General features: G+C 78.1%; 25 protein-coding genes and 1 riboswitch. Of the genes, 17 read left to right on the top strand and 8 right to left on the bottom strand.

Annotation, left to right across the window (positions count from 1 at the left end; translation table 11 throughout):
• Positions 1 to 28 precede the first annotated feature (28 nt).
• The 4 genes from BMZ33_RS08840 (at position 29) to BMZ33_RS08825 (ending at position 4,224) form a co-directional block, all read left to right on the top strand.
• Positions 29 to 1,099, top strand: coding sequence for a cobalamin biosynthesis protein (locus BMZ33_RS08840; RefSeq protein WP_091109189.1), 1,071 nt, complete (start codon positions 29 to 31; stop codon positions 1,097 to 1,099).
• A gap of 66 nt (positions 1,100 to 1,165) precedes the next feature.
• Entirely contained in the window at positions 1,166 to 1,900 is a 735-nt protein-coding gene (locus BMZ33_RS08835) for an ANTAR domain-containing protein (protein ID WP_091109188.1), read from the top strand.
• Positions 1,901 to 2,029: 129 nt separating this feature from the next.
• A complete protein-coding gene (locus tag BMZ33_RS08830) occupies positions 2,030 to 2,719 on the top strand; it encodes a lysophospholipid acyltransferase family protein (RefSeq protein WP_091109187.1) in 690 nt (229 codons plus the stop codon).
• The gene (locus BMZ33_RS08825; RefSeq protein ID WP_091109186.1) at positions 2,716 to 4,224 is read left to right on the top strand and encodes a cobyric acid synthase; all 1,509 of its coding nucleotides are present in this window, start codon (positions 2,716 to 2,718) and stop codon (positions 4,222 to 4,224) included. Before BMZ33_RS08830 ends, BMZ33_RS08825 begins: the two co-directional genes overlap by 4 nt.
• On the opposite strand, the gene BMZ33_RS08820 is transcribed toward BMZ33_RS08825, so the two are convergent.
• Positions 4,211 to 4,609 (bottom strand): acyl-CoA thioesterase, encoded by a 399-nt coding sequence (locus BMZ33_RS08820; RefSeq protein WP_091109782.1) that lies wholly within the window; start codon positions 4,607 to 4,609, stop codon positions 4,211 to 4,213. The two genes, BMZ33_RS08825 and BMZ33_RS08820, sit on opposite strands and share 14 nt — an antisense overlap.
• A 56-nt stretch (positions 4,610 to 4,665) precedes the next feature.
• On the opposite strand from BMZ33_RS08820, the gene BMZ33_RS08815 reads away from it, so the two are divergent.
• The gene (locus tag BMZ33_RS08815) at positions 4,666 to 5,274 is read left to right on the top strand and encodes an MSMEG_1061 family FMN-dependent PPOX-type flavoprotein (RefSeq protein ID WP_091109185.1); all 609 of its coding nucleotides are present in this window, start codon (positions 4,666 to 4,668) and stop codon (positions 5,272 to 5,274) included.
• Positions 5,275 to 5,310: 36 nt separating this feature from the next.
• Positions 5,311 to 5,736: a VOC family protein gene (locus BMZ33_RS08810; RefSeq protein ID WP_091109184.1), complete on the top strand. Its 426-nt coding sequence runs from the start codon at positions 5,311 to 5,313 to the stop codon at positions 5,734 to 5,736.
• Positions 5,737 to 5,758: 22 nt separating this feature from the next.
• On the opposite strand, the gene BMZ33_RS08805 is transcribed toward BMZ33_RS08810, so the two are convergent.
• Positions 5,759 to 5,956: a hypothetical protein gene (locus BMZ33_RS08805; protein ID WP_091109183.1), complete on the bottom strand. Its 198-nt coding sequence runs from the start codon at positions 5,954 to 5,956 to the stop codon at positions 5,759 to 5,761.
• 155 nt (positions 5,957 to 6,111) lie between these two features.
• On the opposite strand from BMZ33_RS08805, the gene BMZ33_RS22630 reads away from it, so the two are divergent.
• Positions 6,112 to 6,621 carry a type II toxin-antitoxin system PemK/MazF family toxin gene (locus BMZ33_RS22630; protein WP_136697248.1) on the top strand — a complete coding sequence of 170 codons (510 nt, stop codon included), beginning with the start codon at positions 6,112 to 6,114 and terminating at the stop codon, positions 6,619 to 6,621.
• Between the two features lie 4 nt (positions 6,622 to 6,625).
• Here BMZ33_RS22630 and BMZ33_RS08795 read toward each other — a convergent pair whose 3' ends face one another.
• The 4 genes from BMZ33_RS08795 to BMZ33_RS08780 are packed head-to-tail and all read right to left on the bottom strand — an operon-like array spanning position 6,626 to position 8,758.
• Positions 6,626 to 6,916, bottom strand: a complete 291-nt coding sequence (locus tag BMZ33_RS08795) for a hypothetical protein (RefSeq protein ID WP_169064077.1) — start codon at positions 6,914 to 6,916, stop codon at positions 6,626 to 6,628.
• 44 nt (positions 6,917 to 6,960) lie between these two features.
• A complete protein-coding gene (locus BMZ33_RS08790; protein ID WP_091109182.1) occupies positions 6,961 to 8,022 on the bottom strand; it encodes an AbrB family transcriptional regulator in 1,062 nt (353 codons plus the stop codon).
• A 2-nt stretch (positions 8,023 to 8,024) separates the two neighbouring features.
• Positions 8,025 to 8,318: a transcriptional regulator gene (locus BMZ33_RS08785; RefSeq protein ID WP_091109181.1), complete on the bottom strand. Its 294-nt coding sequence runs from the start codon at positions 8,316 to 8,318 to the stop codon at positions 8,025 to 8,027.
• Positions 8,315 to 8,758: a hypothetical protein gene (locus tag BMZ33_RS08780; RefSeq protein WP_136697247.1), complete on the bottom strand. Its 444-nt coding sequence runs from the start codon at positions 8,756 to 8,758 to the stop codon at positions 8,315 to 8,317. The genes BMZ33_RS08785 and BMZ33_RS08780 overlap by 4 nt, the downstream gene beginning before the upstream one ends.
• Before the next feature lie 107 nt (positions 8,759 to 8,865).
• A riboswitch (cobalamin riboswitch) is annotated at positions 8,866 to 8,946 on the top strand.
• A 61-nt stretch (positions 8,947 to 9,007) separates the two neighbouring features.
• Here BMZ33_RS08780 and BMZ33_RS08775 point away from each other — a divergent pair.
• From BMZ33_RS08775 to cobA, 10 genes are all read left to right on the top strand, one after another.
• Positions 9,008 to 11,008, top strand: a complete 2,001-nt coding sequence (locus BMZ33_RS08775; protein ID WP_091109179.1) for a putative cobaltochelatase — start codon at positions 9,008 to 9,010, stop codon at positions 11,006 to 11,008.
• Positions 11,009 to 11,010: 2 nt separating this feature from the next.
• The gene (gene cobO / locus BMZ33_RS08770; protein ID WP_091109178.1) at positions 11,011 to 11,625 is read left to right on the top strand and encodes a cob(I)yrinic acid a,c-diamide adenosyltransferase; all 615 of its coding nucleotides are present in this window, start codon (positions 11,011 to 11,013) and stop codon (positions 11,623 to 11,625) included.
• A 16-nt stretch (positions 11,626 to 11,641) separates the two neighbouring features.
• Positions 11,642 to 13,045 carry a cobyrinic acid a,c-diamide synthase CobB gene (locus BMZ33_RS08765; protein ID WP_091109177.1) on the top strand — a complete coding sequence of 468 codons (1,404 nt, stop codon included), beginning with the start codon at positions 11,642 to 11,644 and terminating at the stop codon, positions 13,043 to 13,045.
• Positions 13,032 to 13,715 carry an energy-coupling factor ABC transporter permease gene (locus BMZ33_RS08760; RefSeq protein ID WP_091109176.1) on the top strand — a complete coding sequence of 228 codons (684 nt, stop codon included), beginning with the start codon at positions 13,032 to 13,034 and terminating at the stop codon, positions 13,713 to 13,715. Before BMZ33_RS08765 ends, BMZ33_RS08760 begins: the two co-directional genes overlap by 14 nt.
• Entirely contained in the window at positions 13,712 to 14,017 is a 306-nt protein-coding gene (locus BMZ33_RS08755; RefSeq protein WP_091109175.1) for an energy-coupling factor ABC transporter substrate-binding protein, read from the top strand. The genes BMZ33_RS08760 and BMZ33_RS08755 overlap by 4 nt, the downstream gene beginning before the upstream one ends.
• A complete protein-coding gene (gene cbiQ, locus BMZ33_RS08750) occupies positions 14,014 to 14,751 on the top strand; it encodes a cobalt ECF transporter T component CbiQ (protein ID WP_091109174.1) in 738 nt (245 codons plus the stop codon). Before BMZ33_RS08755 ends, cbiQ begins: the two co-directional genes overlap by 4 nt.
• A gap of 73 nt (positions 14,752 to 14,824) precedes the next feature.
• Positions 14,825 to 15,676: an energy-coupling factor ABC transporter ATP-binding protein gene (locus BMZ33_RS08745; RefSeq protein ID WP_091109173.1), complete on the top strand. Its 852-nt coding sequence runs from the start codon at positions 14,825 to 14,827 to the stop codon at positions 15,674 to 15,676.
• Positions 15,667 to 16,014 (top strand): cobalamin biosynthesis protein, encoded by a 348-nt coding sequence (locus tag BMZ33_RS08740; protein WP_169064076.1) that lies wholly within the window; start codon positions 15,667 to 15,669, stop codon positions 16,012 to 16,014. The genes BMZ33_RS08745 and BMZ33_RS08740 overlap by 10 nt, the downstream gene beginning before the upstream one ends.
• Positions 16,011 to 17,087 carry an Rv2231c family histidinol phosphate aminotransferase CobC gene (cobC, locus tag BMZ33_RS08735; RefSeq protein ID WP_091109172.1) on the top strand — a complete coding sequence of 359 codons (1,077 nt, stop codon included), beginning with the start codon at positions 16,011 to 16,013 and terminating at the stop codon, positions 17,085 to 17,087. Before BMZ33_RS08740 ends, cobC begins: the two co-directional genes overlap by 4 nt.
• Positions 17,084 to 18,343, top strand: a complete 1,260-nt coding sequence (gene cobA, locus BMZ33_RS08730; protein ID WP_091109774.1) for a uroporphyrinogen-III C-methyltransferase — start codon at positions 17,084 to 17,086, stop codon at positions 18,341 to 18,343. Before cobC ends, cobA begins: the two co-directional genes overlap by 4 nt.
• Positions 18,344 to 18,369: 26 nt before the next feature.
• On the opposite strand, the gene ygiD is transcribed toward cobA, so the two are convergent.
• Positions 18,370 to 19,221, bottom strand: a complete 852-nt coding sequence (ygiD, locus tag BMZ33_RS08725; RefSeq protein ID WP_169064074.1) for a 4,5-DOPA-extradiol-dioxygenase — start codon at positions 19,219 to 19,221, stop codon at positions 18,370 to 18,372.
• A 10-nt stretch (positions 19,222 to 19,231) separates the two neighbouring features.
• A complete protein-coding gene (gene soxR, locus BMZ33_RS08720; protein ID WP_091109171.1) occupies positions 19,232 to 19,768 on the bottom strand; it encodes a redox-sensitive transcriptional activator SoxR in 537 nt (178 codons plus the stop codon).
• Between the last annotated feature and the right edge of the window lie 5 nt (positions 19,769 to 19,773).

Below are 19,773 nucleotides of genomic sequence, written 5' to 3'. Positions count from 1 at the left end.
CGCGATCCTAGGAAGCGCCCTGGGCAGGATGGACGCCGTGCTCCGCCGCCGAGGGACCAGCCGCCCGGACGTCCCCACCGCCCTCGGCCTGGCCGCCGGCGCGGCCGCCGACCTGCTGCTGGCCGACCCGCGCCGCCGCCACCCGGTGGCCGGCTTCGGCACGGCCGCCGCGGCGCTCGAGCGGCGGGTCTGGCGGGACTCGCGGGCGGCCGGCGCCGGGTACGCGGCGGTCCTCGTGGCCGGTGCCGCGGGTCTCGGGGCCGGGCTGGACCGGGTGACCCGTGGGCGGCCGGCGGTCCGCACGCCGGTGGTCGCCGTCGCCACCTGGGCGGTCCTCGGGGGCACCTCGCTCGGCCGCGCCGCCACCGCGATGGCCGGGGCGCTCGACGCCGGCGACCTGTCGGCGGCGCGCGCCCTGCTGCCCACCCTGGCCGGGCGGGACCCCTCGGCGCTCGACGCCGGGGAGCTGGCGCGGGCCACCGTCGAGTCGGTGGCCGAGAACACCTCCGACGCGGCCGTCGCGCCGCTGGTGTGGGGCGCCGTCGCGGGCCTGCCCGGCCTGCTGGCCTACCGCGCGGTCAACACCCTCGACGCGATGGTCGGCCACCGCTCGCCCCGGTACGCCCGGTTCGGCTGGGCCGCCGCGCGCGCCGACGACGTCGCCAACTGGCTGCCCGCCCGGCTGACCGCCGCCCTCACCGTCGCCGGCGCCCCACTGGCCGGCGGCTCCGCCCGCGAGGCGCTGCGCGTGTGGCGCCGCGACGGCGCCGCCCACCCCAGCCCCAACGCCGGGCGCTGCGAGGCCGCGGCGGCCGGCGCGCTGGGGCTGCGGCTGGGCGGGCGCAACGTCTACGGCAGCCGGGTCGAGGACCGGCCGGCGCTCGGGGACGGCCGCGGTCCCGGCAGCGGGGACGTCGCCCGCGCGGTGCGGCTCTCCCGCGCCGTCTGGCTGGCCGCGGCCGCCCTCGCCGCGGCCGCGCGGCTGGCCGGTCGGGCGCGGGCGGAGAACCAGGCCGTGCCGAAAAGCGTGCATCCGGGGGTCCGGACGGCTAACGTCAGGAGGGCCACGAGCGGCCGGCCCAGCCGGCGTACCGCCTGAGGTCGAACCCACGGCTGTGCGGCGCTCCCCCGGGCCCCGCCCGGCGCGCGTCACCCGGAGCACGCCATGACCTCGACCGTGTCCCGCACCGTCCACCGGCACGCCGCACCGGCGCCGCGGCCGGCCGCCCCGCAGCTCCCCCCTCCCCCGGCGCCCTCCCCGCTGACCACCCGCCGCACCCGCCTGGCCGGGCGGTGGCGCTACGACCGGCTCAGCGGCGAGTGGGAGTGGTCGGAGGAGATGGCCGCGCTGCACGGGCTGGGCGGCAGGCACCCGGGACCGTGCACCGAGGCCCTCGTCGCCGCGCAGCACCCCGACGACCGCCCGCGCACCATCGACGCGCTGTCGGCCGCCGTCACCGGCGCCCAGGCCTTCTGCCTCGAGGTCCGGCTGGCCACCGGCTCCGGCGACGAGCGCCCCGTGGTCTTCCTGGGTGAGCCGCAGCTCGACGACGACGGCGCGGTGACCGCCGTCGAGGGACTGGTCGTGGAGGCGCCGTCGGGCAGCTCGCGGGCGGCCGAGGAGCGCATCCGCGCGCTGGAGACCGAGGTCGAGCAGCTGCGCACCGCGATGGCCAGCCGGGCGCCGATCGAGCAGGCCAAGGGCGTGCTCATGCTGCTCACCGGCTGCGGCGACCAGGTGGCCTTCGACCTGCTGGCACACATCTCCAGCCACACCCACCGCAAGGTCCGCGAGGTCGCCGTCGACCTGGTGTCCTCGGCGTCGGGGCACGGCGTGCTGCCGGCCGACGTCCGGGCCATCCTGCGCGACGCCTGCCCGCCCGACCGCCGCGTGCCCTGACCGCGCGGCGCGGGTGACCCCGCTCTCTCCCGCCGCCCTGCCTCCTCGGTGGTCGGCGCGACGGGGGAGGATGCCCTGGGCCCGGCCGGTGGGACGGACGCCGGCGCGGCCCGAGGAGGGGAGACCGGCGTGTTCTACCTCGTGGCGCGCTTCGTGCTGCGGCCGCTGTTCTGGCTGCTGTTCCGGCCACGGGTGCGCGGGCGGGGCAACGTCCCGGCCGAGGGGGCGTTCATCATCGCCAGCAACCACCTGTCGTTCATCGACAGCATGGTCATCCCCCTCTCCGCGCCCCGGCGGGTGCACTACCTGGCCAAGGCCGAGTACTTCACCACCCCCGGGATCGGCGGCTGGCTGACCCGCACGCTGTTCAGCGCCCTCGGCGCGATGCCCGTCGAGCGGGAGACCCACCGCGCCGCCCAGGCCGCGCTCGACACCGCGCTCGGCGTGCTGCGCCAGGGCGGGGGCTTCGGCATCTACCCCGAGGGCACCCGGTCGCGCGACGGGCGGCTGGCCCGCGGCAAGACGGGGGTCGCCTGGCTGGCGCTCACCGCGGGCTGCCCGGTGGTGCCGGTCGCCGTCCGCGGCACCGACCGCATCCAGCCCGTGGGGTCGCGGTGGCCGCGCCCGCACCGCTTCTCGGTGGTCTTCGGTGAACCGCTGACCTTCCCCGACCACGCCGGGAAGGCCGGCAACGGCCGCGCCCGCCGGGAGGTCACCGACCGGATCATGGAGGCGATCGCCGACCTCTCCGGCCAGGAGAAGGCGGGCTGGGGCGCGCCGCGCGGGGTCGCGTCGGGCACGCCACCGACCGCGCCGTGAGCGGCGCCCTCCTCGTCGCCGGCACCACCTCGGACGCCGGCAAGTCGGTGGTCACCGCCGGCATCTGCCGCTGGCTGGCCCGCCAGGGCGTGACGGTCGCGCCGTTCAAGGCGCAGAACATGAGCAACAACTCGATGGTCACCCCGGACGGCGCCGAGATCGGCCGGGCGCAGGTGGTGCAGGCCGCGGCCGCCGGCGTGCCGCCCGAGGCCGCGATGAACCCCGTGCTGCTCAAGCCCGGCGGGGAGGACGCCAGCCAGGTCGTCGTCCTGGGCCGGCCGGTCGCCGAGGTGACCGCGCTGTCCTACCGGCCGATGAAGGCCGCGCTGCTCGAGCAGGTGCTCGGCTGCCTGGCCGACCTGCGGTCGCGCTTCGACGTCGTCGTCTGCGAGGGCGCCGGCTCCCCCACCGAGATCAACCTGCGCGCCGACGACATCGCCAACATGGGCCTGGCCACCGCCGCCGGACTACCGGTGGTCGTCGTCGGGGACATCGACCGCGGCGGGGTCTTCCCCGCCCTCTACGGGACGGTCGCGCTCATGCCGCCCGCCGACCAGCGGCTGGTCGCCGGCTTCCTCGTCAACAAGTTCCGCGGCGACGTCCGGCTGCTGCGGCCCGGCCTCGACCGGCTCACCGGGCTCACCGGGCGGCCGACGCTCGGCGTGCTGCCGTGGCTCCCCGGCGCCGCGCTCGACGTCGAGGACTCCCTCGGCATCCCCACCGGCGTCTCCTCGGCCGGCCCGCCGCACGGCGAGGACGTGCTCCGGGTCGCCGTCGCCCGGCTGCCCCGGCTGTCGAACTCCACCGACCTCGACGCGCTGGCCGCCGAGCCGGGCGTGCTGGTCCGCTTCGTCGGCCGGCCCGAGGAGCTCGCCGACGCCGACCTCGTGGTGCTGCCCGGCACCCGCGCCACCGTCACCGACCTGGCGTGGCTGCGGGCCACCGGGCTGGCCGACGCCGTGGCCCGGCACGCCGCCGCCGGGCGCCCGGTGCTCGGCGTCTGCGGCGGCCACCAGATGCTCGCGCGCACCATCACCGACGACGTCGAGTCGCGCGCCGGGTCGGTCGCGGGGCTGGGGCTGCTGCCGGCCGACGTCCGCTTCGCGCGGGAGAAGACCCTGGGCCGCCCGGCCGGCCACGCGCTCGGGCACCCGGTGCGCGGCTACGAGATCCACCACGGGCAGGTGACCTACGACGAGGGCGGCGCCGAGCCGTTCCTGGACGGCGGCCGCGCGGGGTCGGTGTGGGGCACCACCTGGCACGGGGCGATGGAGAACGACGGCTTCCGCCGCGCCTTCCTCGCCGAGGTGGCCCGGGCGAGCGGGCGGCGGTTCGTCGCGGCGCCGGACACCGCCTTCGCCGCGGTGCGCGAGCGGCGCCTGGACGCCCTCGGCGACCTGGTGGCCGAGCACGCCGACACCGGCGCGCTGTGGCGGCTGCTCGAGCAGGGGCCGCCGGCGGACCTGCCGCTGCTGCCGCCCGGGGACGCGCTCAGCCCGCGCTGAGGGCCTCCTCCAGCCGGGCGCGGACGTCGTCGGGCCAGGGCGTCGCGGCGCCGTCGGCGACGGCCACGTAGGTGTTGCGGACGGCGCAGCAGACCCGCTCGCCCACGCGCACGGTGAACCGCACGGTCAGGCTCGTGCGCCCGAGCCGCTCGGGCTCGGCGTCGACGGTGACCGTGTCGCCCCAGCGGGCCGACGACGACCACTCCAGCGAGCTGGCCTTGACCACCGGGTCGGCCCGCTGGACCAGCTCGTCCCACGGCAGCCCGACCGCGGCCCACCAGACCATGGACGCCTCGTCGGCCCAGACCAGGTAGTGGGCGTTGAACACCACCCCCTGCTGGTCGCACTCGACGAACCGGACCGGGGAGTTCCACGACACGGGCACGACCGCGAAGCTAACGGGGCCCACGACCGCGACGCCGCCCGGGCTACCGTCCTCCCGTGCAGGCCGACGTCTCCCCCGACCCCGTCCTGGCGTCCTACCGGCCGCCCTCGCAGCTGGTGCGGGACAAGGAGATCGACCACCTCGACGCCCACTGCCGCGCGTTCGTCGCGCTGGCGCCGTTCGCGGTGCTCTCCACCGCGGACGCCGCCGGGGCGCCGGAGGTGTCCCCGCGCGGCGGCGACCCGGGCTTCGTCAAGGTCCTCGACGAGCACCGGCTGGTGCTGCCCGACCGGCAGGGCAACAACCGGCTCGACAGCCTGCGCAACGTGGCGGCCAACCCGCAGGTGGCGCTGCTGTTCCTCGTCCCCGGCGTCGAGGAGACGCTGAAGGTCTACGGCACTGCGGCGCTGGCCGGGCCCGACGTCCCGGGCCTCGACCTCACCGAGTTCGGCCGGGCGCCGCGCTCGGTGCTGGTCGTCACCGTGACGCGGGCCTACCTGCAGTGCGCCAAGGCGGTGATGCGCTCGGGGCTGTGGGACCCGGCCGCGCAGGTGGACCGCTCGGCGCTGCCGCCGTTCGGCACGATGATCCGCGACCACTGCCGGCTGGAGACCCCGCTGCCCGACGACGCCACGCTGCGCGCGGAGCTGGCGCTCGAGCTGTAGGAGGGACCTGTCACTGGTCGCTGGCAGGCTCCGCGCATGGCGACCGAGTTCCAGGTGACGATCGACTGCGCCGACCCGCACCCGCTCGCCGACTGGTGGGCCGAGGCGCTGGGCTGGCAGGTGGAGCCCCAGGACGAGGCCTTCATCCGGCGGATGGTGGAGCAGGGCCACGCCACCGAGGCCGACACCACGACGCACCGCGGTGCGCTGGTGTGGGCCATCGGCGCGGCGCTCACCTCGCCGGACCCGGGCCGGCCGCGGGTGCTGTTCCAGCGCGTGCCCGAGCCGAAGACGGTCAAGAACCGCGTCCACCTCGACCTGCACGTCGGCGCGGAGCAGCGGGAGGCGGAGGTGGCCCGCCTGGTGGGCATGGGCGCGCACGAGCTGCACCGGGCCTCGATCGGCCCGCTGGAGTGGGCGACGCTGGCCGATCCCGAGGGCAACGAGTTCTGCGTCGCCTAGTGCCCGGCGGCGGGGCCGGCCGCTACGGGAGCGAGACGTCGCGCGCCAGGCGGCGGCTGGCGACGGTCCGCTCGGCGATCCGGCGGACGCGGTTGCGCCGCGGCCGGCGTTCGGTGCCGAGGTAGCGCGCGTCCTCGACCAGCTGGAACGCGGCGAGGACGCTGGCACGCACCTCGCGCGACCGCGGCATCGCGGGGATCACGGGCTGGGCCGACGTCATGGGAGCCCCCCTCTCCCGGGGCGCGGCGACGACGGGCCCCGTGACGCAATGGTGCCCCGGCAGGACGCTGCGCAACCAGAACCGGGGCGAATTGGTACCGGTGTGACGAACGGGACGGACGGGACGACGGCGACCCGGGTCCGTACGGTGCGCGCATGGCCCGCCGACTCGTCGACGTCCTCACCCGGCTGGTGTCCGCCGCCGCCCCCGTCGTCCGCCGCGCGGCCGCCCCGGCACGCCCCTGGCCCCCGCGCGCACGCCGGGCGCCCCGCGCGACCCCGGGCGTCGACACCACCTACCGGCCGCGCGCCGACGGCCGGCCCGACCCCGGCGAGGTGGTGTGGACCTGGGTGCCCTACGACGAGGGCGACGGCCGCGGCAAGGACCGCCCGGTGCTGGTGCTCGGCCGCCGCGGCGAGGAGCTCGTCGGGCTCCTGCTCACCAGCAGGGACCACGACCGCGACGCCGGGGACGAGGCCCGTGCCGGCCGCTCCTGGATGGACGTGGGCACCGGCGGGTGGGACAGCCGCGGCCGCCCCAGCGAGGTCCGGCTCGACCGGCTGCTGGTGCTCGACCCGGCCGCGGTGCGGCGGGAGGGCGCGGCGCTGGAGCGGGGGCTGTTCGAGCAGGTGGTCGCGGCGGCGCGGCGCACCCAGGGCTGGTAGGCCGTCAGCCGGCGCGGCCCGGCCGGGGCGCCGCGGGGCGCAGGCGGTAGACGCCGGCGCGGCCGGGCAGCGGCTGCAGGTCGTAGCGCGAGACGACCTTCGGCCCGTCGTGCAGGTGCACGTGCGTGACCGTGGGCAGCGGGTCGCCGTGGCGGGCGGCGCGGACCTCCACCCGCCCGTCGAGGGGGCCGCCCACGAACAGCAGGACGGCGTCCTCCTGGTCCGCGGCGGGGTCGTCCACCACCGCAGTCTCCACGTCGGACAGCTCCGTCTCCTCCCTCGGCGCGCGGCTCACCCGGTCGAGGGTAGGCGTGCGGTGCCACTGGTCAGGGCACCCGCTCAGGCCCGCCCGCGGCGCAGCCCGCGGGCGATCAGCGGCGCCGCCAGCAGCATGACGAACAGCCGCAGCACCTGGACGGCGAGCACGAACGTCGTGTCCGCGCCGGTGCCGGTGGCCGTGGCGAGGACGGCGTAGAGCCCACCGGGCGTCGTCGCCAGGTAGGCGTCCAGCGCGGTGGCGCCGGTGGCTGCCGCGAGCACCGCGCCCAGGCCGGCACAGGCGACCACCAGCCCGACGATGATCGCCAGGGCGAGCGGCAGCGCACGGCCGATGGTGCGCAGGCTCTCCCGGGTGAAGGCCAGCCCGACCTGCAGGCCGATGGCCCCGAACGCCACCGCCTCCACCGGCCCGGGCACCGTGGCGCCGCCGGAGAGCCCACCGAGGTCGACGGCGGCGGCGACGAGCATCGGGCCGAGCAGCGCGGGCACCGGCAGGCGCACCAGCCGGGCGAGCCCGTACCCGGCCAGCCCGCAACCGACGGTGAACGCCGGCCCGGCCGGCCAGCCGGGGCCGTCCGGGGTGCGCACCGCGCCACCGGAGCCCGGGTCGGCGCCGTAGACCACGGTCGCCACCACCGGCATGGCGACGACGACGAGCAGCACCCGCAGGTACTGCAGGACGGCGACCATGCGGTCGTCGGCGCCCAGGTCGCGGGCCATCGCGGTGATGCCCGAGGCGCCGCCGGCGATCATCGCGAACGCGCCGGTGACCGGGCCGATCCCCGGCTGCAACCGCAGCAGCAGGCCGGCGGCCACCGTGAGCAGCAGGGTGGCGACGGTGACCAGCAGGACGGGCAGCCAGTCCTCGCCGAGCGCGGCCAGGGTGTCGAGGTCGACCAGCGCCCCGATGGAGACGCCGACGACCGCCTGCGCGGCGGCGGTGCCGGCCCGCGGCACGGCCAGCCGGGTGCGGCCGGCCAGCCCGCGGACCAGCCCGGCGAGCAGCCCGCCGAACAGCGGCGCGGAGGGCACCCCGGCGAGGCCGAGCAGCACGCTCGCCAGCACCGCCCCGGCGACCAGGCCCGCGGCGTCGGCGAGCCGGCGCAGGGGGGCGCGCGCCACCCTCAGACGCCGGCGATGCGGCGCAGCTCGGCGACGTGGGCGTCGAACGCCCGCCGGCCCTCCCGGGTCAGCGACAGGCTGGTCCGCTGACGCGAGGCGATCGTCGCCTTGCTCACCCGGACGTAACCGGCCTCCTCCAGCTGCCTGACGTGCTTGGACAGCACCGAGTCGCTCACCTGCACCCGGTCGCGGACGGCGGCGAACTCCATCGTGTCGACTGCGGCGAGCAGCCCGCAGACCTGCAGCCGCGGCGGCGGGTGGATGACCGCGTCGAAGTGCGGCGCGACCGCGGTCACGGCTGCCCGCGCAGCTCGGCGACCCACCGGCGGCCCCAGACCCGGCTGAGCACCCCCGCGGCGGTCCCCAGCACCGCGCCGGCCACCACCATGGCCCAGTACCGGTCGTACCCCTCGGCCAGCACGAACGCCGGCACCAGCACGAGGAGGACCACCACACCCCAGAGCGCCATCACGCGTGGCGGCGTGCCCACCCACACACCGGTCATCCGCCGGTAGGCCGAGACCAGCGCCCCGAGCCCGGCGCAGAAGAGCACGAGCGCCGGGAAGGTCACCCCAAGCGAGTCGAGCGCGTAGGACGCCAGGAAACTGAAGAGCAGCAGTCCCAGCGCGACGTCGTACCACCACGGCTGCAGCACCCGGTCGGCCAGCGCCGCCCGGTCGGCCTGCAGTGCTGCGAGCTGCGCGGCGGCGTCCCGGTCCACGTCGTGGCTTTCCATGCCGGAAAGAGTGGACCGTCTCTTTCCGTTCCGTCAAGTCATCGGCCCGGCCTGTCGCCCCCGCGACCCGGCGTGGTTCCATGGGCGCCGCCACAGCGACGGCAGTGGAGGAAGCCCGGTGCGACTCCGGCGCGGTCCCGCCACTGTGACCCGGCCTCCCGACCAGGAGGCCGGGGAGTCAGGAACTCCCGCCGTCGCCTCCTGCCACCTCCGGGCGTGGACACCCGGGGAGAGGACCCGTGCCCCCGCATGACGTACCCCTTCGGCGCCGTCGTCGGCATGGACGACATGCGGCTGGCCCTGCTGCTCAACGCCGTCTCGCCGGCCATCGGCGGCGTGCTCGTCCGCGGCGAGAAGGGCACCGCGAAGTCGACGACGGTGCGCGCGCTGGCCGCCGTCCTCCCGCCGGTGGCCGTCGTCCCCGGCTGCCGGTTCGCCTGTGACCCCGCCGCGCCCGACCCGGCCTGCCCCGACGGCCCGCACGACGCCGGCGTCCCGGGTCAGACCCGCCCGGCCCGGCTGGTCGAGCTGCCGGTGGGCGCCTCGGAGGACCGGGTCGTCGGCTCGCTGGACCTCGAGCGGGCGCTCACCGAGGGCGTCAAGGCCTTCGAGCCCGGGCTGCTGGCCGCCGCCCACCGCGGGGTGCTCTACGTCGACGAGGTCAACCTGCTGCACGACCACCTGGTCGACCTGCTCCTGGACGCCGCCGCGCTGGGAACTGCCTACGTGGAGCGCGAGGGAGTCTCGGTGCGGCACGCCGCGCGCTTCCTGCTCGTCGGGACGATGAACCCCGAGGAGGGCGAGCTGCGCCCGCAGCTGCTCGACCGCTTCGGCCTCACCGTCGAGGTGGCCGCCCCGCGCGACCCGGCCGAGCGCGCCGAGGTGGTGCGCCGCCGCTTCGCCCACGACGCCGACCCGGCCGGCTTCGCCGCGTCGTGGGCCGCCGAGGAGTCCGGGCTGGCCGCCCGGATCGCCGGGGCCCGCGGCCGGCTGCCGCACGTCGTCCTCTCCGACGCCGCCCTGCAGCAGGTGACCGCCGTCTGCGCCGCCTTCGACGTCGACGGGCTGCGGGCCGACCTGGTCACCGCCCGCGCCGCCATCGCCCACGCCGCCTGGTCGGGCCGCGACGAGGTCACCGAGGACGACGTCCGGGTGGCCGCCCGCCTCGCCCTCCCCCACCGGCGGCGCCGCGACCCCTTCGACGCCCCGGGCCTGGACGACGACACCCTCGACCGGGCGCTCGAGGACTCCCGCCCCGACCCCGGACCCGACGACGACCCGCCACCGCAGGGCCCGGACGGCGGCCCCGGAGACGGCGCCCCACCCCCGCCACCCCTGGGCGGCGGCGAGGACACCGGCGCGCCCGCGGGAGCCGAGGCGGCCGAGGACGGCGCCACGCCGGGCGGACCCGCGGCCGAGCGGGCGGCGGTCGCGCCGGCCGACCCCTTCCGCGCGCGCCGGCTGGAGGTCCCCGGCATCGGCGCGGGCGCGGCAGGTCGGCGGTCGAAGGCGCGCGCCGAGCGCGGGCGGGTGGTGGGCTCGGTCCGCCCGTCGGGGCCGGTGACCCGCCTGCACCTGGTCGACACCGTGCTGGCCGCCGCCCCGCACCAGGTGGCCCGCGGGCGCAGCGGCGCGGGCCTGCGGATCGCCCGCGCGGACCTGCGCCAGGCCACGCTGGAGGGCCGCGAGGGCAACCTGGTCCTCTTCGTCGTCGACGCCAGCGGCTCCATGGGGTCGCGGGCACGGATGGGCGCGGTCAAGGGCGCGGTGCTGTCGCTGCTGCTCGACGCCTACCAGCGGCGGGACAAGGTCGGCCTGGTCACCTTCCGCGGCGGCGACGCCGAGCTGGCGCTGCCGCCCACCTGGTCGGTGGAGGCGGCCGCGGCCCGGCTGCGCGAGCTGCCCACCGGCGGGCGCACGCCGCTGGCCGCGGGCCTCGGGCGCGCCGCCGAGGTGCTGCGCGTCGAGCGGGTCCGCGACCCGCAGCGCCGGCCGCTGCTGGTCGTGGTCACCGACGGGCGGGCCACCGGCACGCGCGGCACCGACGCCGTGGGCGCCGCGCACGCGGCCGCGCAGCGGCTGGCCGCAGCGGGGACGGCGGCGGTCGTCGTCGACTGCGAGTCCGGGCCGGTGCGCCTGGGCCTGGCCGGCGTCCTCGGCGCCCACCTGGGCGCGCGGACGCTGCGGCTGGAGGAGCTGGCCGCCGACACGCTGGCCGCCACCGTCCGCTCGGTCCGAGAGGCGGCCTAGGCGTGCCGCAGGGACAGGTCGCGGTCACCCCGCAGGACGGGCTGACGACGCGCCAGCGCCGCAACCGCCCGCTGCTGGCCGTGCACACCGGCGAGATGAAGGGCAAGTCCACCGCCGCGTTCGGCATGGCGATGCGCGCGTGGAACCAGGGCTGGTCGATCGCGGTCTACCAGTTCGTCAAGAGCGCCAAGTGGAAGGTCGGCGAGGAGACCGCGCTCACCGCGCTCGGCCGGCTGCACGAGCAGACCGGCGAGGGCGGCCCGGTCGTCTGGCACAAGATGGGCTCGGGCTGGAGCTGGTCGCGCCGGCAGGGCACCGAGGTCGACCACGCCGCCGACGCCGCCGAGGGCTGGGCGCAGATCAAGCGGGACCTGGCCGCCGAGGCGCACCGGTTCTACGTCCTCGACGAGTTCACCTACCCGCTGAAGTGGGGCTGGGTGGACGTCGACGACGTCGTCGAGGCGCTGGCGCACCGGCCCGGCACCCAGCACGTCGTCGTCACCGGCCGGGACGCCCCGCCGGCGCTGGTGGAGGCCGCCGACCTGGTCGTGGAGATGACCAAGGTCAAGCACCCGATGGACGCCGGGCAGAAGGGCCAGCGGGGGATCGAGTGGTGACCGGCGGGGTGGGCGGGTGAACGGCGCGGTCCCGCGGGTCGTCGTCGCCGCGCCGAGCAGCAACGCGGGCAAGACGTCGGTCGCCACCGGCCTGGTCGCCGCGCTCGCCGCCCGCGGCCTGGCCGTCTCCCCGCACAAGGTCGGCCCCGACTACATCGACCCCGGCTACACCGGCCTGGCCGCCGGGCGCCCGGGCCGCAACCTCGACCCGGTGCTGCAGGGCGAGGAGCGCGTCGTCCCGCTGTTCCTGCACGGCGCGCGCGGGGCCGACGTCGCCGTCGTCGAGGGCGTCATGGGCCTCTTCGACGGGGCGACCTCCCCCGACGTCGAGCCCGGGTTCGCCTCCACCGCGCACGTGGCCCGGCTGCTGCGCGCGCCGGTGGTCCTCGTCGTCGACGCGAGCGCGCAGGCGCAGAGCGTGGCCGCGCTGGTGCACGGGTTCGCCACCTTCGACCCCCGCGTCCGGCTGGGCGGGGTGGTGGTCAACCGGGTCGGCAGCGACCGGCACGAGGAGATCCTGCGCGACGCGCTGGGCGGCAGCGGGGTCCCGGTGCTCGGCGCCGTCCGGCGGCTGGCCGAGCTGGGGACGCCGTCGCGGCACCTGGGCCTGGTACCCGCCGCCGAGCGGTCGGCCGAGGCGCTGGCCACCGTCGCGCGCCTCGGTGAGGTGGTGGCCGGCGGCCTCGACCTCGACGCCGTCCTGCGGCTGGCCCGCACGGCGCCGCCGCTGGACGCCGTGGCGTGGGACCCGGACGCCGAGGTCACCCCGGTCGAGGGCCGGCCGCGGGTCGCCGTCGCCGGCGGGCCCGCGTTCACCTTCGGCTACGCGGAGAACGCCGAGCTGCTCGCCGCCGCCGGCGCCGAGGTGGTGACCGTCGACCCGCTGCGCGACGAGGCCCTCCCCGAGGGCACCGCCGGGCTGGTCGTGGGCGGCGGCTTCCCCGAGGTGTACGCCGAGGCGCTGTCGGCCAACGCGGGCCTGCGCGCCGACGTCGCCGCGCTCGCCGCCCGCGGCGGCCCGGTCGCCGCCGAGTGCGCCGGGCTGCTCTACCTCTCCCGTGAGCTCGACGGGCACCCCATGTGCGGCGTCCTCGACGTGTCGACGGCGATGTCCCCGCGGCTGACCCTGGGCTACCGGGCCGCGGTCGCCGTCACCGACAGCGTGCTCGCGCCGGCCGGCACCCGGGTGCGCGGCCACGAGTTCCACCGCACGCACGCCGATCCCGGCGCCGGGGCCACCCCGGCCTGGCAGTGGGCGGCGGGTCGTCCCGGTCCCGCCCACCCCGAGGGCTTCGCCACCGGCTCGGTGCACGCCTCCTACCTGCACCTGAACTGGGCCGGGTCCCCGGCGCTGCCCGAGCGGTTCGTGGCCGCCTGCGCGGCGGCCGTGCCGGAGGAGGTGACACGTGCACATCGCTGAGGGGTTCCTCCCCGCCCCGCACGCGATCGGCTGGACCGTCGCCGCCGCCCCGTTCGTGGTGCACGGCGCCCGCGCGGTGGTGAAGGAGGTGCGCGAGCACCCCGAGTCCACGCTGCTGCTCGGCGCGGCCGGCGCGTTCACCTTCGTGCTCAGCGCGATCAAGCTGCCCTCGATCACCGGCTCCTCCAGCCACCCGACCGGCACCGGCGCCGGGGCGGTGCTGTTCCGGCCGCCGGTGATGGCGCTGCTGGGCACCGTCGTCCTGCTGTTCCAGGCGCTGCTGCTGGCCCACGGCGGGCTGACCACCCTGGGCGCCAACGCGTTCGCCTTCGCCGTCGTCGGGCCGTGGGCGGGCTACGGCGCCTACCGGCTGGCCCGGGCCCTGGGTGCCGGACTGCTGCCCGGCGTCTTCGTCGCCCTCGCGCTGGCCGACCTCGCCACCTACGTCACGACGTCGCTGCAGCTCGCGCTGGCCTTCCCCGACGCCGCCGGCGGGTTCGCCGGCGCGGTGGTCAAGTTCCTCGGCGTCTTCGCCCTCACCCAGGTGCCGCTGGCGCTGGCCGAGGGGCTGCTCGGCGTGCTGCTGTTCCGGGTGCTCACCACCAGCGCCCGGCCCGAGCTCGAGCGCCTCGGCCTGTTGCCGGCCGTCCCGGCGGAGGAGCGCGGGTGACCCGCCGGCGGCTGGTCACCGCGCTGCTGGTGCTCGCGGTGCTGGCGCTCGTCGCCCTCCCGCTCGCGCTCGGCGGCGGGGACGCCGAGTACGCGGGCACCGACGCCCAGGCCGCCGCGGCCGTCGAGGAGTCCGGCTACACGCCGTGGTTCGAGTCGGTGTTCCCGCCGTCGTCGTCGGAGGTGGAGTCGGGGCTGTTCGCGCTGCAGGCCGCGATCGGCGGCGGCGTGCTCGGGTACGTGCTCGGCCGGCTGCGCGGCCGCCGCGCGACCGAGCGCGCACGGGAGGACGGCCGCCCGTGAGCGCGGGGCTGGCGGTCGACGACGCCGCCTGGGCCAGCGCCTGGCGCACGCGCGCGCCGCTGGACAAGCTGCTGCTGTGCGGCGGCCTGGTGGTGTGCGCGCTGGTGCTCCCCGCCTGGCCGGGCAGCGTGCTGGTCGCGCTCACCGCCGTCGCCCTGGCGCTCGGGCCGGCGCGGGTGCCGGCGCGCACCTTCGGGCGGGCGGTGCGCTGGCCGCTGGCCTTCGTCGCCACCGGCGCGCTGACCGCCGTCGTCTCGGTGGACGGCGGCGGCCTCGGCTGGGCGCCCGACGCGGCGGCGCGGGCCGGCGACCTGGTCGGGCACTCGGTCGCCGGCGGCGCCGCCGTGCTGCTGCTGGCCACCACCACGCCGGTGTCGGACCTGCTGCCGGTGCTGCGCCGGCTGCGCGTCCCGGCGGCCGTGGTCGAGGTGGCGTCGGTGACCTACCGGCTGCTGTTCGTGCTGCTCGACAGCCTGCGCACCATCCGCGAGGCGCAGGCCAACCGGATGGGCTACTCCTCGGTGCGCCGCTCCTACCGGTCCTCCGGCGCGCTGGCCGCCGCGGTGCTCACCCGCTCCTTCGACCGCGCCCGCCGGATGCAGGAGGGGCTGGCCGGCCGCGGCATGGAGACGGGCCTGCGGGTGCTCCCCGAGGCGCTGCCGTCGTCCCCGGCCTTCCTCGCCGCCTCCGCCGCCGGGCTCGCCACCCTGCTCACCGTGGGCCTGGTGGCGTGAGCGAGCAGGCGAGCTCACCGACGGGTGGCGCAGCTCGGCTCCCGCGGTCGACGAGCGCCGGCGAGGGAGCCGCGTGAGCCACCGGTCGCTCACCGCCGAGGGGCTGGTCGTCGGCTACGAGCGCGGCCGCCGGGTGCTCGACGGCGCCTCGCTCACCGTCCCGGCCGGGCGCCGGCTGGCGGTGCTCGGGGCCAACGGCTCGGGCAAGACGACGCTGCTGCGCTGCCTGTCCGGGGCGCTGCGGCCCGACGCCGGCGCGGTCGCCGTCGACGGCGCGCTGCTGCGGCACACCCGCGGCGGGCTGCGGGCGCACCGGCAGGAGGTGCAGCTGGTCCTGCAGGACCCCGACGACCAGCTGTTCAGCGCCTCGGTGGCCCAGGACGTCTCCTTCGGCCCGCTGAACCTGGGCCTGCCCGACGACGCCGTCCGCGAGCGGGTGGCCGAGGCGCTGCGGCTGCTCGCCGTCGAGGCGCTGGCCGCCCGGCCCACCCACCAGCTGTCCTACGGCGAGCGCAAGCGGGTGGCGATCGCCGGCGCGGTCGCGATGCGCCCGTGCGTGCTGCTGCTCGACGAGCCCACCGCCGGCCTGGACCCCTCCGCCGTCGCCGAGGCGCTGGCGGCGCTGGACCGGCTGCAGGCGTCGGGCTCCACCGTCGTGATGAGCACCCACGACGTCGACCTCGCGCTGCGCTGGGCCGACGAGGTCGCCGTCGTCGTCGACCGCCGGGTGGTGCAGGGCCCGCCCGAGCGCCTCCTCGCCGACGACGACCTGCTCGCCCGGGCCCGCCTCGACCGCCCGTGGGCGCTGACGGTCGGCGCGCGGCTGCGGGCGCTGGGGCTGCTGCCCGACGGCCCTCTCCCCCGCGACGCCGCCGCGCTGCTGGCCGCGCTGTCCGACCGGCCCGGCGTCGGCACGTGGACGTGACCGTCGGCGTGGGCGCCGTCGCGGGCGTGGCCGCCGCGGAGGTGCTCGCCGCCGTGGACGCCGTGCTGCCGGACGGCGCCCGCGTCACCGGGCTGGCCACCCTCGACGCCCGCGCCGCCGAGCCCGGCGTCCGGGCCGCGGCCGCCGCCCGCGGCTGGCCGCTCACCGGCCACCCCGCCGCCCTGCTCGCCGCCGTCGACGTGCCCGCGCCGTCGGCCCGGGTGGCCGCCGCGGTGGGGACGGCGTCGGTGGCCGAGGCGGCCGCCCTGCTCGGCGGCACCCGGCTGCTGGTCGGCAGGACCGTGCACGGCCGGGTGACCGTGGCGGTGTCGGCGTGACCTCCTACGACCTGGACCACCACGGCGACCGGGAGCTGGCCCCCGGCCTGGCCGACCTCGCGGTCAACGTCCGCGCCGGCACGCCCCCGCCGTGGCTGCGGGAGGTGCTGCGCGCGGCCCTCGACGGCGTCGCCGCCTACCCCGACGCCGGCCCGGCCCGCGCCGCGGTGGCCGCCGCGCACGGCCGCGACCCCGCCGAGGTGCTGCTGACCGCCGGCGCCGCGGAGGCGTTCGTGCTGGCCGCGCGGGCGCTGCCCTCCCGGCGGGCGGTGGTGGTGCACCCGTCGTTCACCGAGCCGGAGGCGGCGCTGCGCGCGGCGGGGCACCCGGTCGAGCGGCTGCTGCTCGAGGCGCCCGCGTACCGGCTGCGCGCGCTGCCCGCCGACGCCGACCTGGTGGTGCTCGGCAACCCGACCAACCCCACCTCGGTGCTGCACCCGGCCGCCGAGGTCGCCGCGCTGGCCCGCCCGGGCCGCGTGCTGCTGGTCGACGAGGCCTTCGCCGACACCGTGCCCGGCGAGCCGGAGTCGCTGGCCGCCCGCCGCGACCTGCCCGGCCTGCTCGTGGTGCGCAGCCTGACCAAGACCTGGGGCCTGGCCGGCCTGCGGGTGGGCTACGTCCTCGGCCCGCCGGAGCTCGTCGCCGCGCTGGCCGCCGCCCAGCCGCACTGGCCGCTGTCCACGCCGGCGCTCGCCGCCGCCGTCGCCTGCACCGCCCCCTCCGCCCGCGGGGAGGCCGACGCGGCGGCGCGGGAGCTCACCGCGCACCGCGCCGCGCTGCTGGCCGCGCTGCCGCCCGGCCTGGTGGTCGGGGAGCCGCGGTCGTCGTTCGTGCTGCTGCGCGTCCCCGGCGGCGAGCGGGTGCGCGCGGCGCTGCGCCGACGCGGCTGGGCGGTGCGCCGCGGCGACACCTTCCCCGGCCTGTCCCCCGACCACCTCCGGGTGGCCGTCCGCGACCCGGCGACCTCGCGTGCGTTCGCCGCGGACCTCGCTGCGATCCTGGGTGCCGAGATCCCTGGTCCGCTGCCGACGACGACGTCGCTGCCGGCCGCCGTCCCGGAGGAGCACCGCTGAGCGCCACCCCTGTCGACCCCGCGAGCGGCGTCGTCTACCCCGTCGGCCTGCGGCTGCTCGACCGCCGCGTCGTGGTGGTGGGCGGCGGTCAGGTCGCCCACCGCCGGGTGGCCGGGCTGCTCGAGGCCCGCGCCCTCGTGACCGTCGTCAGTCCCGAGGTCACCCCGGCCCTGGAGGCGCTGGTGGCCCCGGGCTCGCTGACCTGGGTGCGCCGCCGGTACCGGCCCGGGGACCTCGACGGCGCCTGGTACGCCGTGGCCGCCACCGACGACCCCGCCGTCAACGCCGCCGTGGCCGGGGAGGCCGAGGGCCGGCGCGTCTTCTGCGCCCGCGCCGACGACCGCTCGGCGTCCAGCGTGTGGACCCCCGCCGTCGGGCGGCAGGGCGACCTGGTCGTCGGCGTCCACGGCGGCGGCGACCCGCAGCGGGCCGTGGGCGTGCGCGACGCGGTGGTCGCCGGGCTGACCGACGGCAGCATCCGCGACCGCGCTGCCCGCGAGCCCGAGGGCGGGCGGGCCGGCAGCGTCGTCCTCGTCGGCGGCGGGCCGGGCGACCCGGGGCTGATCACCGTGCGCGGCCAGCAGGCGGTCGCGCAGGCCGACGTCGTCCTCGCCGACCACCTCGCGCCGCAGTCGCTGCTGGCCTCGCTCCCCTCGGAGGTCGAGGTCATCGACGCCTCGAAGCTGCCGCGCGGTCGGTCGATGGCGCAGGAGCAGATCAACGCCCTGCTGGTCGAGCACGCCCTGGCCGGCCGGCGGGTGGTGCGGCTCAAGGGCGGCGACCCGTTCGTCTTCGGCCGCGGCATGGAGGAGCTCGAGGCGTGCGTCGCGGCGGGCGTGCCGGTCGAGGTCGTCCCGGGCGTGACCAGCGCGATCGGCGTCCCGGGGCTGGCCGGCATCCCGGTCACCCACCGCGGGCTGACCCACGAGTTCGTCGTCGTCTCCGGGCACGTGCCGCCCGGCCACCCCGCCTCGCTGGTCGACTGGCCGGCGCTGGGCCGCCTGCGCGGCACCGTGGTCGTGCTCATGGGCGTGGACACCGCCGGCGCGATCGCCGCCGCGCTCGTCGAGCACGGTCGCGCGCCGGACACCCCGGTCGCCGTCGTCACCGACGGGTCGACGCCGACGCAGCGCGTCGTGCGCACCACGCTGACCGGGCTGGCGCGGACGCTCGCCGACGAGGGGGTCCGCCCGCCGGCCGTCTGGGTGGTCGGCGAGGTCGTGCGGCTGACCGCGGAGCCCCGCCGGCCCCGCTGAGGCCGCGGCGCGCGATGCCCGCCGCGCTAGATGTTGGCGCCGTCCGGGGGTGGCGCCTCCGGCAGCGGGGCGGCGAAGCCGCTGCCCTCGGTCCTCGGCGCGGGCATGCCCACGGTGTAGGAGGTCATCGACAGCGACCCGTAGGCGTAGCCGTCGACGAGCACCTCGGCGGTCGTCCCGGTGGCGCCGGCCATGCCGGCCACGTAGAGCAGCGGCAGGAAGTGGTCGGGCGTGGGGACGGCGAGGTCGAAGTCACGGTGCCCGTCGAGGCGGGCCACCGCGGCGGGGTCGGTGAGCATGGACTCCTTGACCTGCTCGTCGAAGCGCTGCGCCCAGTCGAAGCCGGCGTCGGGCATGGCGCGGCTGACCCCGCCGAGGTTGTGCACCACGTTGCCGCTGCCGACCACCAGCACACCGTCCTCGCGCAGCGGGGCCAGTGCCGCGCCCATCTGCAGGTGGTAGTCGGCGCCCTTGAGCGCGTTGATCGAGAGCTGGACGACCGGGATGTCGGCCTCGGGGAAGGCGTGCAGCAGCACCGACCAGGTGCCGTGGTCGATGCCCCAGCTGTCGAGGTCGGCGCCCACCCAGGTCGGGGAGACGACGTCGGACACCTGCTCGTGCAGCTCCGGCAGCCCCGGGGCGTCGTAGCTGACGTCGAAGAGCTCGGGCGGGAAGCCGAAGAAGTCGTGGATGGTGCGCGGCCTGGCCATCGCCGTCACCGCGGTCGCGTGCACGTACCAGTGCGCCGAGACGACCAGGATGGCCCGCGGCCGGGGCACCGAGCGCCCGAAGGCGCGCCAGGCGTCGGTGTAGCGGTTGCGCTCCAGGGCGTTCATCGGGTTGCCGTGACCGATGAAGGCGGCGGGCATGAGCGTCATGCGGCTCTCCTCATCCGGCGGACGGGGTGGACGGCCCCGTCCCGGATCCTGCCCCGCCGCGGCGGGGCGCGCGAGGTGCCGGGACGGCGTTGCTCCCCGGCGGCGTGCGGCGCAGCAGCGGCGCGAGCCGGCGCGCGCCGGTCCCCTCCGTCGCGGCGGAGTCGCCCGGGTTGGACAGCGCGCAGGCGGTGAGCGACAGGCAGCCGCACCCGATGCACGAGGAGAGCCCGTCGCGCAGCTGCTCCAGCGCCGCGATCTGCGCGTCGAGCCGGTCCCGCCAGCCGCGCGAGAGCCGCGCCCAGTCGCGGGCCGACGGCGTCCGCCCGTCGGGCAGCGTGGCGAGGGCGGCGCGGATCTCCGGCAGCGACAGCCCGACGTTCTGCGCCGCCCGCACGAAGGCCAGCCGCCGCAGCACCGAGCGCGGGAAGCGCCGGGCGCCCCCGGCCGTCCGGGTGGCGGTGACCAGGCCCTGCGCCTCGTAGTAGCGCAGCGCCGACGGCGCCAGCCCCGCGCGGGCGGCCACCTCACCGATCGTCAGCCCCTCCACGGCAC

This window comes from Geodermatophilus dictyosporus (assembly GCF_900115505.1).
In the GTDB taxonomy this organism is placed as follows: domain Bacteria; phylum Actinomycetota; class Actinomycetes; order Mycobacteriales; family Geodermatophilaceae; genus Geodermatophilus; species Geodermatophilus dictyosporus.
Note: the sequence above shows the minus strand (reverse complement) of the source record. Positions and strands in the feature narration are given on the sequence as shown.

Excerpts from the sequence above, each read along its gene's own strand:
- BMZ33_RS08835 (WP_091109188.1), top strand. The coding sequence starts at position 1,166 with ATGACCTCGACCGTGTCCCGCACCGTCCACCGGCACGCCGCACCGGCG.
- BMZ33_RS08805 (WP_091109183.1), bottom strand. The coding sequence starts at position 5,956 with ATGACGTCGGCCCAGCCCGTGATCCCCGCGATGCCGCGGTCGCGCGAG.
- BMZ33_RS08775 (WP_091109179.1), top strand. The coding sequence starts at position 9,008 with ATGACGTACCCCTTCGGCGCCGTCGTCGGCATGGACGACATGCGGCTG.
- BMZ33_RS08810 (WP_091109184.1), top strand. The coding sequence starts at position 5,311 with ATGGCGACCGAGTTCCAGGTGACGATCGACTGCGCCGACCCGCACCCG.
- BMZ33_RS08840 (WP_091109189.1), top strand. The coding sequence starts at position 29 with ATGGACGCCGTGCTCCGCCGCCGAGGGACCAGCCGCCCGGACGTCCCC.
- BMZ33_RS22630 (WP_136697248.1), top strand. The coding sequence starts at position 6,112 with ATGGCCCGCCGACTCGTCGACGTCCTCACCCGGCTGGTGTCCGCCGCC.
- ygiD (WP_169064074.1), bottom strand. The coding sequence starts at position 19,221 with ATGACGCTCATGCCCGCCGCCTTCATCGGTCACGGCAACCCGATGAAC.
- BMZ33_RS08780 (WP_136697247.1), bottom strand. The coding sequence starts at position 8,758 with ATGGAAAGCCACGACGTGGACCGGGACGCCGCCGCGCAGCTCGCAGCA.